At 61.5% G+C, this 18,565-nt stretch carries 20 protein-coding genes; 8 read left to right on the forward strand and 12 right to left on the reverse strand.

Going from position 1 to position 18,565, the window contains the following annotated elements:
* Positions 1–33: 33 nt before the first annotated feature.
* From HZ99_RS16475 to dadA, 5 genes are all read right to left on the reverse strand, one after another.
* Complete coding sequence (locus tag HZ99_RS16475) at positions 34–465, reverse strand: c-type cytochrome (RefSeq protein ID WP_080727782.1); 432 nt, start codon at positions 463–465, stop codon at positions 34–36.
* A gap of 181 nt (positions 466–646) precedes the next feature.
* Positions 647–1,195 (reverse strand): cupin domain-containing protein, encoded by a 549-nt coding sequence (locus HZ99_RS16480; protein ID WP_038444457.1) that lies wholly within the window; start codon positions 1,193–1,195, stop codon positions 647–649.
* Positions 1,196–1,311: 116 nt separating this feature from the next.
* The gene (alr, locus tag HZ99_RS16485; protein ID WP_038444459.1) at positions 1,312–2,385 is read right to left on the reverse strand and encodes an alanine racemase; all 1,074 of its coding nucleotides are present in this window, start codon (positions 2,383–2,385) and stop codon (positions 1,312–1,314) included.
* Positions 2,386–2,461: 76 nt separating this feature from the next.
* Positions 2,462–2,815 (reverse strand): RidA family protein, encoded by a 354-nt coding sequence (locus HZ99_RS16490; protein WP_029289772.1) that lies wholly within the window; start codon positions 2,813–2,815, stop codon positions 2,462–2,464.
* Complete coding sequence (gene dadA / locus HZ99_RS16495; RefSeq protein ID WP_038444460.1) at positions 2,787–4,088, reverse strand: D-amino acid dehydrogenase; 1,302 nt, start codon at positions 4,086–4,088, stop codon at positions 2,787–2,789. Before dadA ends, HZ99_RS16490 begins: the two co-directional genes overlap by 29 nt.
* Before the next feature lie 156 nt (positions 4,089–4,244).
* Between dadA and HZ99_RS16500 the strand changes: the two genes are divergently transcribed.
* A complete protein-coding gene (locus HZ99_RS16500; protein ID WP_003206849.1) occupies positions 4,245–4,733 on the forward strand; it encodes an Lrp/AsnC ligand binding domain-containing protein in 489 nt (162 codons plus the stop codon).
* Between the two features lie 99 nt (positions 4,734–4,832).
* On the opposite strand, the gene HZ99_RS16505 is transcribed toward HZ99_RS16500, so the two are convergent.
* Complete coding sequence (locus tag HZ99_RS16505; RefSeq protein WP_038444463.1) at positions 4,833–5,186, reverse strand: YkgJ family cysteine cluster protein; 354 nt, start codon at positions 5,184–5,186, stop codon at positions 4,833–4,835.
* Positions 5,187–5,301: 115 nt separating this feature from the next.
* On the opposite strand from HZ99_RS16505, the gene HZ99_RS16510 reads away from it, so the two are divergent.
* Positions 5,302–6,594, forward strand: a complete 1,293-nt coding sequence (locus HZ99_RS16510; RefSeq protein WP_038444465.1) for an NAD(P)/FAD-dependent oxidoreductase — start codon at positions 5,302–5,304, stop codon at positions 6,592–6,594.
* A 1-nt stretch (position 6,595) separates the two neighbouring features.
* Here the strand turns inward: HZ99_RS16510 and HZ99_RS16515 are convergent, their stop codons facing one another.
* Complete coding sequence (locus tag HZ99_RS16515; protein WP_038444467.1) at positions 6,596–6,829, reverse strand: DUF1127 domain-containing protein; 234 nt, start codon at positions 6,827–6,829, stop codon at positions 6,596–6,598.
* A gap of 165 nt (positions 6,830–6,994) precedes the next feature.
* Here HZ99_RS16515 and HZ99_RS16520 point away from each other — a divergent pair, with 165 nt between their 5' ends.
* Together HZ99_RS16520 and HZ99_RS16525 are read left to right on the forward strand one after the other, a co-directional pair.
* Positions 6,995–8,428 (forward strand): PLP-dependent aminotransferase family protein, encoded by a 1,434-nt coding sequence (locus tag HZ99_RS16520; RefSeq protein ID WP_038444468.1) that lies wholly within the window; start codon positions 6,995–6,997, stop codon positions 8,426–8,428.
* Between the two features lie 62 nt (positions 8,429–8,490).
* Entirely contained in the window at positions 8,491–10,056 is a 1,566-nt protein-coding gene (locus tag HZ99_RS16525; RefSeq protein ID WP_038444469.1) for a phospholipase D family protein, read from the forward strand.
* 39 nt (positions 10,057–10,095) lie between these two features.
* On the opposite strand, the gene HZ99_RS16530 is transcribed toward HZ99_RS16525, so the two are convergent.
* Together HZ99_RS16530 and HZ99_RS16535 are read right to left on the reverse strand one after the other, a co-directional pair.
* Positions 10,096–11,238 (reverse strand): MFS transporter, encoded by a 1,143-nt coding sequence (locus HZ99_RS16530; protein ID WP_038444470.1) that lies wholly within the window; start codon positions 11,236–11,238, stop codon positions 10,096–10,098.
* A gap of 158 nt (positions 11,239–11,396) precedes the next feature.
* Positions 11,397–12,890 (reverse strand): aldehyde dehydrogenase, encoded by a 1,494-nt coding sequence (locus tag HZ99_RS16535; RefSeq protein WP_038444471.1) that lies wholly within the window; start codon positions 12,888–12,890, stop codon positions 11,397–11,399.
* A gap of 226 nt (positions 12,891–13,116) precedes the next feature.
* On the opposite strand from HZ99_RS16535, the gene HZ99_RS16540 reads away from it, so the two are divergent.
* Positions 13,117–13,479: a cupin domain-containing protein gene (locus HZ99_RS16540; RefSeq protein ID WP_038444473.1), complete on the forward strand. Its 363-nt coding sequence runs from the start codon at positions 13,117–13,119 to the stop codon at positions 13,477–13,479.
* Between the two features lie 80 nt (positions 13,480–13,559).
* Here the strand turns inward: HZ99_RS16540 and rpmG are convergent, their stop codons facing one another.
* Together rpmG and rpmB are read right to left on the reverse strand one after the other, a co-directional pair.
* Positions 13,560–13,715 carry a 50S ribosomal protein L33 gene (gene rpmG / locus HZ99_RS16545; RefSeq protein WP_003176906.1) on the reverse strand — a complete coding sequence of 52 codons (156 nt, stop codon included), beginning with the start codon at positions 13,713–13,715 and terminating at the stop codon, positions 13,560–13,562.
* Positions 13,716–13,726: 11 nt separating this feature from the next.
* Entirely contained in the window at positions 13,727–13,960 is a 234-nt protein-coding gene (gene rpmB, locus HZ99_RS16550) for a 50S ribosomal protein L28 (RefSeq protein WP_007920377.1), read from the reverse strand.
* Positions 13,961–14,418: 458 nt separating this feature from the next.
* On the opposite strand from rpmB, the gene HZ99_RS16555 reads away from it, so the two are divergent.
* Positions 14,419–16,011: an ABC transporter substrate-binding protein gene (locus tag HZ99_RS16555; protein ID WP_038444476.1), complete on the forward strand. Its 1,593-nt coding sequence runs from the start codon at positions 14,419–14,421 to the stop codon at positions 16,009–16,011.
* 47 nt (positions 16,012–16,058) lie between these two features.
* Here the strand turns inward: HZ99_RS16555 and radC are convergent, their stop codons facing one another.
* A complete protein-coding gene (gene radC, locus HZ99_RS16560) occupies positions 16,059–16,733 on the reverse strand; it encodes a RadC family protein (protein WP_038444478.1) in 675 nt (224 codons plus the stop codon).
* 130 nt (positions 16,734–16,863) lie between these two features.
* Here radC and coaBC point away from each other — a divergent pair, with 130 nt between their 5' ends.
* A complete protein-coding gene (gene coaBC / locus HZ99_RS16565) occupies positions 16,864–18,072 on the forward strand; it encodes a bifunctional phosphopantothenoylcysteine decarboxylase/phosphopantothenate--cysteine ligase CoaBC (protein WP_038444479.1) in 1,209 nt (402 codons plus the stop codon).
* 5 nt (positions 18,073–18,077) lie between these two features.
* Complete coding sequence (gene dut, locus HZ99_RS16570) at positions 18,078–18,533, forward strand: dUTP diphosphatase (protein ID WP_029289808.1); 456 nt, start codon at positions 18,078–18,080, stop codon at positions 18,531–18,533.
* The last annotated feature ends 32 nt before the right edge of the window (positions 18,534–18,565 follow it).

The following is an 18,565-nucleotide window of genomic DNA, read 5'->3' on the forward strand; positions in this document are numbered from 1 at the left end:
CCGCTGGTCAGCGGCTTTTTGGCGAAGATCGGTTTATTTCAAACCAGACATCTTCTCGATAGCAGCCTTGAGGTCGTCATCCGAGCAATCGGAGCAGGTACCTTTAGGTGGCATGGCGTTGATCCCGGTGATGGCCTTGGCCAGGATGCCGTCGAGGCCGCCCTGGTGGTCGGCGCGCTCTTTCCAGGCAGCGGTGTCACCGATTTTCGGTGCGCCCAACAAGCCGGTGCCATGGCAAGCGTTACAGTGTTTGGCAATGACCTCGTCCGGCGTTTTCGCGCCGCCACCGCCTGCTGCTACCGCGACTTCCATCCCCTTGCATTCTTCGCCCTGGACACAGACTTTCCCCACAGGCTCCAGACGCTCGGCAATGGCATCACTATTCGTCTTACTGACAGGGGGCTCAGCTTTCTGCCCACAACCCGCTAGGGCCAATACAATTGCTGGTACAGCCAGCATTTTCATAATTAGGTTCACGCGTTCACCCTCATGGTGGCTATTCACGCCTGCGGCCACGGTTTCGCAGGCGGCGAAAGTATAACGGTTAGGCCGCCTCACTGAAACAACCCTATTATCCAAGGGGAGATTCAGCATGGCGAAATACAACTACGGGCACCTCTGCAAGGTAGGCAGGGCGCCTCTTTTGTTAAAAATTCGCGGGTGTGGCTGCGCTGATTAGTCGCGCCGGCACATCGAACGGATTGCGAAAACGGTGCGGCTTAGTGCTTTCAAAGTAGTAGCTATCGCCGGCTTCGAGCACAAAAGTTTCGGCACCTACCACCAGTTCCAATCGTCCTTCCAACAGGATCCCGGTTTCCTCGCCATCATGGGTCAGCATTTCTTCGCCAGTATCGGCGCCCGGCGGATAGATTTCGTTGAGAAACGCAATCGCCCGGCTGGGATGCGCCCGGCCCACCAGTTTCATGGTGACCGCGCCATCGGAGATGTCGATCAGCTCATTGGCTTTATAGACGATCTGCGTCGGTTTTTCCTGGAGGATCTCCTCGGAAAAGAACTCGACCATGGACATGGGGATGCCGCCCAGCACCTTGCGCAAGGAGCTAATGGATGGGCTGACACTGTTTTTCTCGATCATCGAAATGGTGCTGTTGGTGACGCCCGCACGCTTGGCGAGTTCACGCTGGGAAAGACCTTTCAGTTTACGGATGGATTGCAGTCGGTCGCCGACGTCCAATGCAGGAGCCTCCTAGGATTCAGGCTTTGTTGTAATTGAGCGTTATCATGGCGACAGCGTTCAGTATTTACAACACTTTGGTCTGAATCCCGGTGGACGTCTTCTGTAGCCTGCGGCTAAGCGCCGGAATAGAGCCGTGGCACTCGGTGCAGGTTGCAGAAAATCTGATACGGAATGGTTTCGGCGGCGGTCGCCACATCGCTGGCAAGAATGTTTTTGCCCCACAGCTCGACGGTTGAACCCAAGCCAGCCTGTGGGACATCGGTCAGGTCAACGCACAGCATGTCCATCGATACCCGCCCCAGCAACTGGCTGCGTTGGCCGGCGACCAACACCGGGGTACCGGTCGGCGCATGCCTTGGGTAGCCGTCGGCATAACCCATGGCGACCACACCGATACGCATCGGCTTGGGCGTCACGAACCGCGCGCCATAACCCACGGGCTCGCCCGCCGGCAGCTCGCGCACGCAGATGACTTTCGACTCCAGGGTCATCACCGGCTGCAAACGCGCGGCAACCGCCTGGTCTTCGCCAAAAGGCGTCGCGCCGTAGAGCATGATGCCCGGCCGTACCCAATCACTGGAAACGCCCGGCCAGCCCATCACCGACGGCGAATTGCGCAGGCTGACCTCCGCCGCCAGGCCCTGGCGCGCCGCGTCGAATACCGCAACCTGTTCATCGCTGCGGGTGCAGTCCAGTTCATCGGCCCGGGCGAAGTGGCTCATCAACACGATCTTGGCCACTTTGCCGCTGGCCAGCAGGCGCTGGTAGGCGTCGTGATAATCCTTGGGGTGCAAGCCAACCCGGTGCATGCCCGAATCCAGCTTCAACCACACCGTCAGCGGCTTGTTCAGGCGTGCCTGTTCGATCGCCTCCAGTTGCCACAGCGAATGCACCACGCACCAGAAATCATGCTCGATGATCAGCGGCAGTTCGTCAGCCTCGAAGAACCCTTCGAGCAACAACACCGGCCCACGAATCCCGGCGGCGCGCAGCTCCAGCGCTTCCTCGATACAGGCCACGGCAAAACCGTCGGCCTGGTCTTGCAGGGCCTGGGCCACGCGCACGGCACCATGACCGTAGGCATCGGCCTTGATCACGGCAAGGGCCTTGGCCCCGGTCAGTTCGCGGGCCAATTGGTAGTTGTGGCGCAGGGCTTGCAGGTCGATCAGGGCACGGGCAGGACGCATGGCGGCAGGCTTCTAGACGGCGATGGGAAGAAAAAACGGTGCTGGCCAATAGCGCCGGCACCGCAAGAGGGATCGTTTAAGGCAGAGCGGCCACGACCGACAGCTCGACCAGGATTTCGGGCTCACACAGTTTCGACTCGACCGTGGCACGGGCCGGGGCGACGCCTTTTGGCAGCCACTTGTCCCATACCGCGTTCATGCCGGCAAAGTCGGCGTCGATGTCTTTGAGGTAGATCGTCACCGACAGCAACCGGGTTTTGTCGGTACCGGCCAGATCCAGCAAACGCTCGATATTGGCCAGGGTTTCACGGGTCTGCTGTTCAATCCCGGCACTCATGTCGTCGCCGACTTGCCCGGCCAGGTACACGGTACCGCTGTGGACAACGATCTGGCTCATGCGCTCATTGGTGAGCTGGCGCTGGATTGACATGTTTTGTGGACTCCTGAGGGTTGCCGTAACGGGAAATATCAAGGCCTGCGGCACTGATCTGCGGGGTTTTCTTGGCTATCAGGTCCGCCAACAGGCGGCCAGAGCCACAGGCCATGGTCCAGCCGAGGGTGCCGTGGCCGGTATTCAAGAACAGGTTCTTGAAGGGAGTAGCGCCGACGATCGGCGTGCCGTCCGGGGTCGTCGGACGCAGGCCGGTCCAGAACGTGGCTTCGCTCAAATCACCGCCCTGAGGATAAAGGTCGTTGACGATCATCTCCAGGGTTTCGCGCCGACGCGGGTTCAGCGACAGGTCAAAACCGGCTATTTCAGCCATGCCGCCCACCCGGATGCGGTTGTCGAAACGGGTGATCGCTACCTTGTAGGTCTCGTCGAGAATGGTCGAGGTCGGGGCCATCGCCGGGTTGGTGATCGGCACGGTCAGGGAGTAACCCTTGAGCGGATACACCGGTGCCTTGATCCCCAGCGGCTTGAGCAACTGCGGCGAGTAACTGCCCAGGGCCAGCACGTAGCGGTCGGCGGTTTCCAGCTTGCCATCGATCCACACGCCGTTGATGCGATCGCCGGCGTGGTCCAGGCGCTGAATGTCCTGCTCGAAACGGAACTCCACACCCAGTTGCTTGCACATATCGGCCAGGCGGGTGGTGAACATCTGGCAGTCGCCGGTCTGGTCATTGGGCAGGCGCAAGGCACCGGCCAGGATATCCGTGACGCTGGCCAGGGCCGGTTCGACGCGGGCAATGCCGGCGCGGTCGAGCAGCTCGAACGGCACGCCAGACTCTTTCAGTACGGCGATGTCCTTGGCCGCGCCATCCAACTGCGCCTGAGTGCGGAACAATTGCGTAGTACCCAGGCTGCGGCCTTCGTAGGCAATGCCGGTTTCGGCGCGCAGTTCGTCGAGGCAGTCGCGGCTGTACTCGGACAAGCGCACCATGCGCTCCTTGTTCACCGCATAACGGTTGGCCGTGCAGTTGCGCAGCATCTGCGCCATCCACAGGTATTGGTCGATATCGGCCGTGGCCTTGATTGCCAGTGGCGCATGACGTTGCAGCAGCCACTTGATGGCCTTGAGCGGCACACCCGGAGCGGCCCATGGCGATGCATAGCCAGGTGAAACCTGGCCGGCGTTGGCGAAGCTGGTCTCCATTGCAACGGCCGGCTGACGGTCGACCACGACCACCTCAAAACCGGCACGCGCCAAATAGTAGGCACTGGCCACACCAATGACACCGCTACCCAAGACCAAAACGCGCATTTTTATATCCTCATCACGGCTTGACCGCTGACGTTTATTGTTCAACACAAAGATGTGCGCAGTATAAAAAGCAATGACCAGTGCATTTCACTATATAAGTGCCTATATTTGGCGACAATTCTCGGCAAAAACCCTTTTCACGGAGGAGCATCCCCTATGCGGACCAACACCCAGACCAAGCGGGAGCTGGACAAGATCGACCGCAACATCCTGCGCATCCTGCAGGCGGACGGGCGAATTTCGTTTACCGAGCTGGGGGAAAAGGTTGGGCTGTCGACCACGCCTTGCACCGAACGGGTCCGACGCCTTGAGCGCGAGGGGATCATCATGGGCTACAACGCCCGCCTCAATCCGCAGCACTTGAAGGGTAGCCTGCTGGTGTTTGTCGAGATCAGCCTCGACTACAAGTCCGGCGATACCTTTGAAGAGTTCCGACGCGCCGTGCTGAAACTGCCCCATGTGCTGGAGTGCCACCTGGTCTCAGGGGATTTCGACTATCTGGTGAAGGCGCGGATTTCCGAGATGGCTTCGTACCGCAAGTTGCTGGGCGACATCCTGCTCAAGCTGCCCCATGTGCGCGAGTCCAAGAGCTACATCGTGATGGAAGAGGTAAAGGAGAGCCTGAACCTGCCGATCCCGGATTGACCCCCTTTTGTAGGAGCCGGCTTGCCGGCGATAGCGCCCTTGAATCCAATGCATGGTTCAGGACCTCATCGCCGGCAAGCCAGCTCCTACGGGGCTCGGTCAGACCAGCACCTGGCGGGTGGTCGCCATGTACTCGTGAATCTGCTTCTCCACCCTGGGGTGAATCATTTCCACCGGGCCACGCTTGTTGGGGCACGGCAGGCTGGGCGTCGTGCCAAACAACCGGCAGATCAGCGGGCGCTCGTCGTACACCGTGCAACCGTCGGGCCCCAGGTGTACACAGTTCAGCTCATCCATGGCCGCTTCCTGCTCAGCCGCAGTCTTGCGCGGCAGGCGCGACATTTCCTCGGTGGATGTCGTCACCGGGCCACAACAATCATGGCAACCCGGCACACACTCGAACGAGGGAATCTGCCGACGCAGCGCGTTGACTTTCTGGCTGTTGCAACTCATCGAAACCCATACCGAACGGCGAATAGGCGTGGATTTTGCCCTAAATACCCCGAGTGAGACAGCTTCACCCGAGCGCTGTATCCTGCGTCAAATTTTCCAAACACGGATGCTCCCCATGATCGCCAGCGCCCGGCACACCGCTTCCTACTACGCCGCCAGCAGCCTGCCACAACCCGATTACCCGGCGCTGGCCGGCGAAGTCGTCGCTGATGTGTGTGTGGTGGGCGGCGGCTTTTCCGGGCTGAACACAGCGCTGGAGTTGGCGGAACGGGGTTTTAGTGTGGTGCTGCTGGAGGCACGCAAGATCGCCTGGGGCGCCAGCGGGCGTAACGGCGGGCAGTTGATTCGTGGCGTCGGCCATGGTCTTGATCAGTTTGCCAATGTGATCGGCACCGAAGGCGTGCGGCAGATGAAGCTGATGGGCCTGGAGGCCGTGGAAATCGTGCGCCAGCGGGTCGAGCGCTTCCAGATTGATTGCGACCTGACCTGGGGCTACTGCGACCTGGCCAACAAGCCCCGCGACCTGCAGGGCCTGGCCGCCGATGCCCAAGAGCTGCACGAGCTGGGCTATCGTCATGAACTGCGCCTGCTGCAAGCCGGGGAAATGAGCAGCGTGATCGGCTCCGACCGGTACGTCGGCGGCATGATCGACATGGGTTCGGGCCACCTGCACCCGCTGAACCTGGCCCTCGGCGAAGCCGCCGCCGCGCAGCAACTGGGGGTCAGGCTGTTCGAGCAATCCGAAGCCCTGCGTATCGACTATGGCCCTGAAGTCAAAGTCCATACCGCCCATGGCAGCGTGCGCGCCAAGACCCTGGTGTTGGGCTGCAATGCCTATCTCAATGGCCTCAACCCGCACCTGAGCGGCAAGGTACTGCCCGCCGGCAGCTACATCATCGCCACCGAACCCTTGAGCCCGGCCCAGGCCGCCCAATTGCTGCCGCAGAACATGGCCGTCTGTGACCAGCGGGTTACCGTGGACTACTTCCGACTATCGGCCGACCGACGCCTGCTCTTTGGCGGCGCCTGCCATTATTCCGGGCGCGATCCCCAGGACATCGCGGCGTATATGCGGCCCAAGATGCTCAAGGTCTTCCCGCAACTGGCCGAGGCGAAGATCGACTATCAGTGGGGCGGCATGATTGGCATCGGCGCCAACCGCCTACCGCAGATTGGCCGGCTGGCCGACCAGCCCAATGTGTACTTTGCCCAGGCCTATGCCGGCCACGGCCTGAACGCCACCCACCTGGCGGGCAAGCTGCTGGCCGAAGCCATCAGCGGCCAGCACAGCGGGCGCTTCGATCTGTTTGCCCAGGTGCCACATATCACCTTCCCCGGCGGCAAATACTTGCGCTCTCCGCTGCTGGCCCTGGGCATGCTCTGGCACCGCTTGAAAGAACGGCTCTGACTCAACCGCGCCAGAACGGCTTCAAACCCTCCCGGCGCGCCTGCTCGGCACTCAAACCGATATCACGCAATTGTTCGCGGCTCAGTTCCAGCAAGGCCTTGCGCGTGTGGCGACGGCGCCAGAACAGCTCCCAGCGGCTCGGCTTGCCAGACGCCAACCCCGCCACCCCGTGCTCTTGCCCTGCCTCCAGTTCCTGACTGTGTAACGCCAGCCGCACATCGCTCAAGCCACTCATTGTCTTGCCCCTCATTTGCCTGTTGCCATGAGTGACTAGAATGAGCGCCGCAACAAAACCATTACAGATTCAGCCAACCTATATTAAATCCATACAGATACTGCCCATAGCCGGCTGAATCCTGTATTTTCCTGGCATCTGTACTGGTCCTGGGGAGTGACCGCCATGACACTTTACGTCAACCTCGCCGAACTGCTGGGCACGCGCATCGAACAGGGCTTCTATCGCCCCGGCGACCGCCTGCCCTCGGTGCGCGCCCTGAGCGTGGAACATGGGGTCAGCCTGAGCACCGTGCAACAGGCTTACCGGTTACTGGAAGATAACGGCCTGGCGATGCCCAAGCCGAAATCCGGCTATTTCGTGCCCCTCGGGCGCGAACTGCCGGCGCTGCCCGCCGTGGGGCGGCCGGCTCAGCGCCCGGTGGAGATTTCCCAGTGGGACCAGGTGCTGGAGCTGGTCCGTGCAGTGCCGCGCAAAGATGTCATACAGATGGGCCGAGGCATGCCGGATGTACTGTCGCCGACCATCAAGCCCCTGCTGCGCAGCCTTGCCCGCGTCAGCCGCCGCCAGGACCTGCCAGGCCTGTACTACGACAATATCTATGGCTGTATGGAGCTGCGCGAGCAAATCGCCCGTCTGTCATTGGATTCCGGCTGCCAGCTCGACGCCCAGGACATCGTGATCACCACCGGCTGCCATGAGGCACTGTCCTCCAGCATCCGTGCGATTTGCGAGCCCGGCGATATCGTCGCCGTCGACTCGCCGAGCTTCCACGGCGCCATGCAGACCCTCAAGGGCCTGGGCATGAAAGCCCTGGAAATCCCCACCGATCCGCTCACCGGCATCAGCCTCGAAGCCTTGGAACTGGCCCTTGAGCAATGGCCGATCAAGGTCATCCAACTGACCCCCAACTGCAATAATCCCCTGGGCTACATCATGCCCGAGGCACGCAAACGGGCACTGCTGACCCTGGCCCAGCGCTTTGACGTGGCGATTATCGAAGACGATGTGTATGGCGAACTTGCCTACAGCTACCCGCGACCACGCACCATCAAATCCTTCGATGAAGATGGCCGCGTCCTACTCTGCAGTTCATTCTCCAAAACCCTGGCCCCCGGCCTGCGGATCGGCTGGGTAGCGCCTGGCCGCTATCTGGAGCGGGTGCTGCATATGAAGTACATCAGCACCGGTTCCACCGCCACTCAACCCCAGATCGCCATAGCCGAGTTCCTCAAGAACGGGCACTTCGAACCCCATTTGCGACGGATGCGCAGCCAATACCAGCGCAATCGCGACCTGATGCTCGATTGGGTCAGCCGTTATTTCCCCTCCGGCACCCGCGCCAGCCGACCCCAGGGCAGCTTTATGCTGTGGGTGGAACTGCCCGAGGGATTCGACACCCTCAGGCTCAACCGGGCCCTGGTCGAACAAGGGGTACAGATTGCCGTGGGCAGTATCTTTTCTGCCTCGGGCAAATACCGGAACTGCCTGCGGATGAACTACGCTGCCAAGCCCACCCCCCAGATAGAAGAGGCGGTGCGCAAGGTCGGGGCAACGGCGATCAAAATGCTCGCAGAAGCCGGACAACGGGTGGACTGACCTTTTGCCATCAATCACCGTCATATGCCCACGATTGCCCTGATTCGGAACCTGCCTCCTTGATGAGCCAAAGGCTGTTAGCGTTTTTCCTGTTGGGGTTCCTGGGCCTGGGCGGTTGCGCCACCCTGGACGTACCCCGCGTGCCCAGCGAGGCACTGCCAGCGACGCAGTCCGCCTTCGGCCGCTCGATCCAGGCCCAGGCCGCTCCCTATCAAGGTCGCTCCGGGTTCCGCCTGCTGCCCAACAGCAGCGAAGCCTTCATGGCCCGCGCCGAATTGATCCGCAATGCCCAGACCAGCCTCGACCTGCAGTACTACATCGTCCACGACGGCATCAGCACACGCATGCTGGTGGACGAGTTGCTCACGGCCGCCGACCGTGGCGTGCGAGTGCGCATCCTCCTGGACGACACCACCAGCGACGGCCTGGACCAGGTCATCGCCACCCTGGCCGCGCACCCGCAGATCCAGATTCGCCTGTTCAACCCCTTGCACCTGGGGCGCAGCACCGGCGTGACGCGGGCCGTGGGCCGGCTGTTCAACCTGTCGCTGCAACACCGGCGCATGCACAACAAGCTGTGGCTGGCGGACAACAGTGTGGCGATTGTCGGCGGGCGCAACCTGGGGGACGAGTACTTCGATGCCGAGCCCAACCTGAACTTCACCGATATCGACATGCTCAGCGCGGGGCCTGTGGCCGAGCAACTGGGCCACAGCTTTGATCAGTATTGGAACAGTGCGCTGAGCCAGCCTATTGCCGACTTTATCTTCCGGGCTCCATCCTCCCGCGACCTGGCCACGGCGCGCGGGCTTCTGGAAAACTCCCTGGCCGAGTCCCGCCAGCAAAACCATGCCCTGTACAACCGCCTGCGTACCTACAAGACCCAGCCGCGCATGGATATCTGGCGCCGGGAGCTGATCTGGGCCTGGAACCAGGCGCTGTGGGATGCGCCGAGCAAGGTCCTGGCCAAGGCCGATCCCGACCCACGGTTGCTGCTTACCACTCAACTGGCGCCGGAGCTCGAAGGTGTGCGCCACGAGCTGATGATGATCTCGGCCTACTTCGTCCCCGGCGAACCAGGCCTGGTGTACCTGACCCGCCGCGCGGACGCGGGCGTTGCTGTGAGCCTCTTGACCAACTCCCTGGAAGCCACCGACGTACCGGCGGTACATGGCGGCTACGCGCCCTATCGCAAGGCACTGCTGGAGCACGGGGTGAAACTGTACGAACTGCGTCGCCAACCCGGCGACGGCGGCGGCAGTGGGCCCCATCTGCTGGGCAGCCGTGCGCTGTACGGCTCGGACTCCAGCCTGCATAGCAAGGCGATGATCTTCGACCGACAAAAGTCGTTTATCGGCTCGTTCAACTCCGACCCACGGTCGGTGCTGTGGAACACCGAAGTCGGGGTCTTGGTGGACAGCCCGGAGCTGGCCGAGCATGTGCGCAAGCTGGCCCTGCAAGGCATGGCACCGGCCTTGAGCTATGAGGCGAAACTGCAGGATGGTCAGGTAGTCTGGGTGACGGAAGATAACGGCCAACTGCACACACTGACCCGAGAGCCGGGCAGTTGGTGGCGCCGGTTCAATGCCTGGTTCGCCACCACTGTGGGCCTGGAACGCATGCTCTAAACCCTGTAGGAGCCGGCAAGCCGGCTCCTACAGGGTTACCTAGGCCGGTTGCTCGGCGCCAAATGCTCCTTGGCGCAACAACAGAATCACCAATCCCAAGGCACCTGCGGCCATCAGCAACGGCAACGCGTGCCCACTGATCCACTGGCTGCCTGCCCCCGCCACCAGCGGTCCGATCAGGCAGCCAATGCCCCATAGTTGCGCAATATGGGCATTGGCGCGCACCAGCGCATCGTCACGGTAGCGCTCGCCAATCAGGATCAATGACAACGTAAACAAGCCGCCTGCGCTGGCGCCGAACAGCACCCAGATCGGCCAGATCAGCCAGGTATCCAGCAGCGGCGCAATGGCCAGGCTTGACGCCAGCAACAGCACCGCGCAGCCCAGAAACAGGGTGCGCCTTGGCAAGTAGTCGGCCAGCGCGCCAATCGGCAATTGCAGCAAGGCATCGCCTACAACCACGGTGCTGACCATCGCCAGCGCCACCTCGGCAGTGAAGCCCTGTTGCAGGCAATACACCGGCAACAGCGTCAGAATCATCGCCTCGAACGCGGCAAACAACGCCACCGCCCAGGCGATCGCCGGCAAGCCTCGGCAAAAGCCCCATAAATCGCCAAAGGTCACGCTGAAGGCCTGCGCCGTGGGCGCACCGGAGCGCCCCAGCAGCAGGAAAGGTGCAACGATCAGCAGGCCGACACCGACCCAGAAACCATAGTCGTGATCGGTACCCAGCACCCCCAGCAACAATGGTCCCGACAATTGGCTCAAGGCGTAGGTACAGCCATACAGCGCCACCAACCGACCACGCCACTGCTCCACCACCAGTTGGTTGATCCAGCTTTCGCCGAGGATAAACACGATGGTCAGGATCACCCCGATCATCAACCGCAGCACCAGCCACACCGGATAGCTGGGCAATACCGCCAGTAAACCAATGGAAATCGCCCCGGCCCACAGGCACAGGCGCATCAGGTTCGCCGTGCCCAGCCAGGAAGCCAGGCGACTGGACACCTTGGCGCCCAGCAACACACCGAACGCCGGCATGGCCGCCATGATGCCGATGGCAAAGTTGCCATAACCCCAGCTCTCCAGGCGCAAGGACACCAGCGGCATGCTCACGCCCAGGGCAAGCCCGACACTGAGCACCGAGGCCAGGACGGCGAAATAAGTCGCCCAACGCATTGCCACGCTCCTGTGGATTATTTCCTGATCACACAAAACACTGTGGGAGCGGGCTTGCCCGCGATGAGGGTGTGCCAGTCAACTCATGAGTGACTGATGCACCGCTATCGCGGGCAAGCCCGCTCCCACGTTGTATCTACTGCAGCTTGAACCCGGACTTACAGCTTGATCCAGGTCGCCTTCAGCTCGGTGTACTTGTCGAACGCGTGCAGCGATTTGTCGCGACCGTTGCCCGACTGCTTGAACCCGCCGAACGGTGCAGTCATGTCGCCGCCATCGTACTGGTTGACCCACACACTACCGGCCCGCAGGGCCTTGGCGGTCAGGTGCGCCTTGGAGATATCCGAAGTCCATACCGCAGCGGCCAGGCCATAAGGCGTGTCGTTGGCAATGGCCACGGCTTCTTCAGCGCTGTCGAAGGTCAGCACCGACAGCACCGGGCCAAAGATCTCTTCCTGGGCAATCTTCATGGCGTTGGTCACACCGTCGAAAATCGTCGGTTCGACGTAGGTACCACCGGTTTCCTGCAAGGTGCGCTTGCCGCCAGCTACCAGCTTGGCGCCGTCTGCGTGCCCGGCTTCGATGTACGACAGCACCGTGTTCATCTGCTGGGTATCCACCAGCGCCCCGACGTTGGTGGCCGGGTCCAGCGGGTTGCCCGGCTTCCAGCCCTTGAGGGCCTCGATCACCATCGGCAGGAATTTGTCCTTGATCGAACGCTCCACCAGCAGGCGCGAGCCGGCGGTGCAGACTTCGCCCTGGTTGAAGGCGATGGCACCCGCGGCGGATTCGGCAGCAGCCTGCAGGTCCGGGGCATCGGCAAACACGATGTTCGGGCTCTTGCCACCGGCTTCCAGCCAGACGCGCTTCATGTTCGACTCGCCGGAGTAGATCATCAGTTGCTTGGCGATCTTGGTCGAACCGGTGAACACCAGGGTATCGACGTCCATATGCAGCGCCAGGGCCTTGCCCACGGTGTGACCGTAGCCCGGCAGCACGTTGAGCACGCCTTTGGGGATACCCGCTTCAACGGCCAGGGCGGCGATGCGGATGGCGGTCAGCGGCGATTTTTCCGACGGCTTGAGGACCACCGAGTTACCGGTGGACAACGCCGGCCCCAGCTTCCAGCAAGCCATCATCAGCGGGAAGTTCCACGGCACGATGGCCGCCACTACACCAACGGGCTCACGGGTCACCAGGCCCAATTGGTCATGGGGGGTGGCGGCAACTTCGTCGTAAATCTTGTCGATGGCCTCGCCACTCCAGCTCAGCGCCTGCGCCGCGCCGGGAATGTCGATGCCCAGGGAATCGCCGATTGGCTTGCCCATGTCCAGGGTTTCGAGCAGGGCCAGCTCTTCGGCATTGGCCTTGAGCAGCGCCGCGAAACGGATCATGGTGGCTTTGCGCTTGGCCGGGGCCAGGCGTGACCAGGCACCGGAGTTGAAGGTGGCGCGGGCGTTTTCCACGGCGCGCTGGGCGTCGGCGACGTCACAGCTGGCAACGGTGGTCAGCAGGCGGCCATCGACCGGGCTGAGGCATTCGAACGTCTCACCGGAAACGGCGGCGGTGTATTCGCCATTGATGTACGCACGGCCTTCGATCTTCAGGGCCTTGGCGCGTTGTTCCCAGTCGGCACGGGTCAGGGTGGTCATGCGAGTGTCCTCCTCTTATTAAATTAAGGGCCAGGCGTATAACCCGTTCCCTTCCAAATGCTTGCCCGGCCAGCCAGCTATTCGGTCCGAGGCACCCGCCACCCTAAACCAGCCGCAAGGTATGTTTCAATATATTTGACATAACGGCAGCAAACGCCCTTGCGATGTTCATTTTAATAAACATAGACTTTGGCTCTCCAACCCCAGGCCTAGACGGGATACGTGCATGAACATTCAGGATATCGTCGATTTCAGCCAGGCGAACACCGCCGCCGAGCGCTACCGCCCCGCCGCAGAAAAAATCCTCAAGGGCGACCCTGAGCAAACGGTCTACAACCATTACAACAGCCCGTGCGGCCAGATGAACGCCGGGGTCTGGGAAGGTGAAGTCGGGCAATGGACGGTGAACTACAGCGAACACGAATATTGCGAGATCGTGCAGGGGGTTTCGGTGCTGCGTGATACCGAGGGCAATGCCAAGACCTTGCGCGCCGGTGACCGTTTCGTCATCCCGGCCGGCTTTCGTGGCACCTGGGAAGTGCTGGAACCGTGCCGCAAGATTTACGTGATATTCGAAGAAAAGGCCTGATCGGTCGGCCACGACTTTTTCCAGGACAAAAAAAACCCGCATCGTGAGATGCGGGTTCTTTTCACAAGAAAGAAAACCAATTACTTGATTTTGCCTTCTTTGTAGATCACGTGCTTGCGAACGCGCGGGTCGAACATTTTCTTTTCGAGCTTGTCCGGGGTAGTACGCTTGTTCTTGTCGGTAGTGTAGAAGTGACCAGTACCGGCGCTAGAGATCATTCGAATCAATTCACGCATGATTTAGCTCCTTAGATTTTGCCGTCGCGGCGCAGTTCAGCGAGCACGACAGTGATGCCACGCTTGTCGATGATACGCATGCCTTTGGCAGATACGCGCAGACGGACAAAACGTTTCTCTTCTTCAACCCAGAAGCGGTGATGCTGCAGGTTTGGCAGGAAACGACGACGGGTTTTGTTGTTTGCGTGGGAAATGTTATTCCCAGTCACCGGACCCTTACCGGTAACTTGACAGACTCTCGACATGCCTCAGCCCTCTAAAACCACATGCCCAACCCGGCATGGGTTGGCCGCTTAATCTCTCAGTCATTTGGCGCCAGGCGCCGCGTTTCTTTAAGGGTCTTACCGGCTACACCTACAGTGAAGGAACCGGGCCCCTAGAAAAGAGCGCTGCTTTATACCAGAAAGACCCCGGCGCAACAACAGCCGGTGTGTTTTTCCCGCTGTAAATCTCGCCCAAACAGGTCTCAAGCGCCGCCCGGGTGGGCCGCCATGCTGCCGAACCGCTCGTCGCACCGAATGATTTATCGCCGCTGCTTGTAGGCCAAGGCCTCCGGCAAAATGACCTGAGGCGCCATCAAAACAGTATTTGCCGCAAATGCACAGGCAAAAATGGGCTAGTCATTTATGAATCAGCCCACTACGGTAGGCCTTTTCCAGACTGCACTCGCAGATGGGCCTCCGATCTGCAAAGGAAACCGACCATGCGCCTCGCTGCCCTGCCACTCCTGCTCGCCCCACTCTTCCTCGCCCCCCTGGCCCAGGCTGCTTCCACGTTGAGCGTTTGCACCGAGGCCAGCCCCGAAGGGTTCGATGTGGTGCAGTACAACTCGCTGACCACCACCAACGCTTCGGCGGATGTACTGATGAATCGCCTGGTGGACTTCGACGCCGCGAGCGGCCAACTGGTACCGAGCCTGGCCGATAGCTGGGAAGTCTCGCCGGACGGCCTGACCTACACCTTTAAACTGCACCCGGACGTCAAATTCCACCGCACCGCGTATTTCAGCCCAAGCCGCAGCCTCACCGCCGAAGACGTGCGTTTGAGCTTCGAGCGCATGCTCGACCCGGCCAACCCCTGGCACCAGATCGCCCAGAGCGGCTTCCCCCATGCCCAGTCGCTGCAATTGCCAGCGCTGATCAAGAAGATCGACGCCCTCGACCCGCTGACCGTGCGCTTTACCCTGGATCACGCCGACTCCACATTCCTCGCCACGCTGAGCATGGGTTTTGCCTCGATCTACTCCGCCGAGTACGCCGACAAACTGCTCAAGGCGGGCACCCCGGAAAAGCTCAATAGCCAACCCATCGGCACCGGGCCCTTCGTTTTCGGGCGTTTCCAGAAAGATGCGGCCATTCGCTACAAGGCCAACCCGGATTACTTCGCCGGCAAGCCTGCTGTGGATAACTTGATCTTTGCCATCACCCCTGACGCCAATGTGCGCCTGCAGAAACTGCGCCGGGATGAATGCCAGATCGCCTTTTCACCCAAGCCCCTGGATATCGGCGAGGCGCAAAAGGATGCAGCGCTCAAGGTGGAAAAAACCGCCGCCTTCATGACTGCCTTTGTCGCCATCAACAGCCAGCACCCGCCGCTGGACAAGCCGCAAGTGCGCCAGGCAATCAACCTGGCGTTCGACAAGGCCAGCTACCTCAAGGCCGTGTTTGAAGGCACCGCCGAAGCCGCCAACGGCCCTTACCCGCCCAATACCTGGAGCTTTGCCAAGGAGCTGCCGGGTTATCCACAGGACATCGCCAAGGCCAAGGAACTGCTGGCCCGCGCCGGTCTGGGTGACGGCTTCAAGACCACGATCTGGACCCGTCCATCGGGCAGCCTGCTCAACCCCAACCCGAGCCTGGGCGCCCAGCTGCTGCAGGCGGACCTGGCCAAGGTCGGCATCCAGGCAGAGATCCGCGTGATCGAATGGGGTGAGTTGATCCGCCGCTCCAAGGCCGGCGAGCACGACCTGCTGTTCATGGGCTGGGCCGGCGACAACGGCGACCCGGATAACTTCCTGACCCCGCAGTTTTCCTGCGCGGCAGTCAAATCCGGTACCAACTTTGCCCGTTACTGCGACCCGACGCTGGACAAGCTGATCAGTGCCGGCAAGACCACCAGCGAGCAAGGCGTACGCAGCAAGCTGTACCAACAGGCGCAGGCGCAGATCCAGCAGCAGGCGCTGTGGCTGCCTCTGGCCCACCCGACGGCCTTTGCCCTGACGCGCAAGAATGTCGAGGGGTATCAGGTCAGCCCGTTTGGGCGCCAGGACTTCTCCAAAGTCAGCGTCACACCCTGACCCGCCCTGTGCAGGAGCCGGCTTGCCGGCTCCTGCAAGGGATTGCGTTACATCCAACCATATTCGGCCATCGACAACGGATCGCCGTCGCCGACAATGATGTGATCTAAAACCCGCACATCCACCAGATCCAGGGCTTTTTGCAGCACCTTGGTCAACTTTCGATCAGCGATGCTCGGCTCGGCATTCCCGGAGGGATGGTTGTGGCACAGGATCAGCGCCGCCGCGTTGTAGTCCAAGGCGCGCTTGACCACTTGTCGCGGGTAGACCGTGGCGTTGTCGATGGTGCCCTGGAACAGCGCCTCGAAGCCCAGCACCCGGTGCTTTGAGTCGAGAAACAGGCAGCCAAATATCTCATGGGGCTGATGGCGCAACAGTGCCTTGAGGTAATCACGCACGGCGACCGGGCTTTCCAGTACCGACTCATTACGCACATGCTCGGCCAAATGGCGCCGCCCCATTTCCAGCACCGCCTGCAACTGGGCGAACTTGGCCGGCCCCAGGCCCAGATGCTGGATGAACACGGCCTGTCGGGCCTCCAGCAACGCGCGCAGGCTGCCAAATTGCCCCAGTAGATGGCGCGCCAGATCCACCGCGCTTTTACCCGAGACGCCGGTACGCAGGAAAATCGCCAGCAACTCGGCATCCGAGAGACTCGCCGCCCCCAACTCCAAAAGCTTCTCCCGCGGGCGCTCCGCCGCAGGCCAATTGCGAATACTCATGACACCTCCGTGTGCGTGTGCGTCGCTGTTGCATGGCGGACGCTGTGTTATCTTAGCCCCTCTTTTTTGCGCGCGATTTCACCTGGGGAGGGGGATCGCAACGCCATCACTGAACTGGAAAGGCAAACCAATGCAGCGTCTGTATCGGAAACGCATCGTTCTCGGCGTCGGCGGCGGCATTGCCGCCTACAAGAGCGCAGAGCTGGTTCGCAGGCTCCTGGACCAGGGCGCAGAAGTGCGTGTGGTCATGACCCGTGGCGGCAGTGAGTTCATTACCCCACTGACCATGCAGGCATTGTCCGGCCACCCTGTTCACCTGGACCTGCTGGACCCGGCGGCCGAAGCTGCCATGGGCCATATCGAACTGGCCAAATGGGCCGACCTGGTGCTGATCGCACCCGCCACTGCCGACCTCATCGCACGCCTCGCCCAAGGTATTGCCGACGACCTGCTGACCACGCTGGTACTGGCCACCGACGCCACCGTCGCCATCGCCCCGGCGATGAACCAGGCCATGTGGCGCGACCCGGCCACCCAGGCCAACACCCAACTGCTGCAAAGCCGTGGCCTCAAGGTCTTCGGCCCGGCCTCCGGCAGCCAGGCCTGCGGCGACGTCGGCCTGGGCCGCATGCTCGAAGCCACCGACCTGGCACTGTGCGCCGCCGAGTGTTTCCAGCACCTGGCCCTGACCGGCAAGCACGTGCTGATTACCGCCGGCCCGACCCAGGAAAACATCGACCCGGTGCGCTACATCACCAACCATAGTTCAGGAAAAATGGGCTTTGCCCTGGCTGAAGCTGCAGTTGAAGCAGGCGCACGCGTGACCCTGATCACCGGCCCGGTGCATCTGCCGACCCCGGACCGGGTCACCCGCATCGACGTAGTCAGCGCCCGCGACATGCTCGCGGCCTGTGAGGCAGCGATTCCCTGCGATGTGTTTATCGCTTCGGCAGCGGTCGCAGACTACCGCCCGGAAGTGGTTGCGCCGCAAAAGCTCAAGAAAGACCCTACAAGCGGTGACGGCCTGCTCCTGCAGATGGTGCGCAACCCGGATATTTTGGCCACCATCGCCACCCGCGCGGATCGTCCGTTCAGCGTCGGTTTCGCCGCCGAGACCGAAAATCTGCTGGACTACGCCGCACGCAAACTGAAAGACAAAAACCTCGACCTGATCGTTGCCAATGATGTCGCCAACCCGAGCATCGGCTTCAACAGTGAGGAAAACGCCTGCAGCGTGATCGACCGCAAGCTGCACGCCACCCTTTTCGCCCAGACCAGCAAGGGCAAGATTGCCCGCCAGCTGATCTCCTTTATCGCCCAACGGCTGAACCAGGTTTAATTTCCATGCACGCTTTGCAAGCCAAGATCCTCGACCCCCGCATCGGCAGCGAATTCCCACTGCCGGCCTACGCCACACCAGGCTCCGCCGGCCTGGACCTGCGTGCCATGCTCAAGCAGGACACCGTCCTTGAGCCGGGCCAGACCCTGCTGATCCCCACCGGCCTGTCGATCTACGTCGGCGATCCTGGCCTGGCGGCGCTGATCCTGCCGCGCTCCGGCCTGGGCCACAAACACGGGATCGTCCTGGGCAACCTGGTAGGCCTGATCGACTCCGACTACCAGGGCGAACTGATGGTCTCGTGCTGGAACCGTGGCCAGACCGCCTTCAACATCGCCGTCGGCGAGCGTATCGCCCAACTGGTGCTGGTACCGGTGGTACAGGCGCATTTCGAGCTGGTGACCGAGTTCGACGAAACCCAGCGTGGCGCGGGCGGTTTCGGGCATTCCGGCAGCCACTGACTACGCTCAGGCATGCCGGGCGCTGCGTCCGG

Origin of the sequence: Pseudomonas fluorescens, from assembly GCF_000730425.1 — a bacterium.
Classification (GTDB): Bacteria; Pseudomonadota; Gammaproteobacteria; order Pseudomonadales; family Pseudomonadaceae; genus Aquipseudomonas; species Aquipseudomonas fluorescens_X.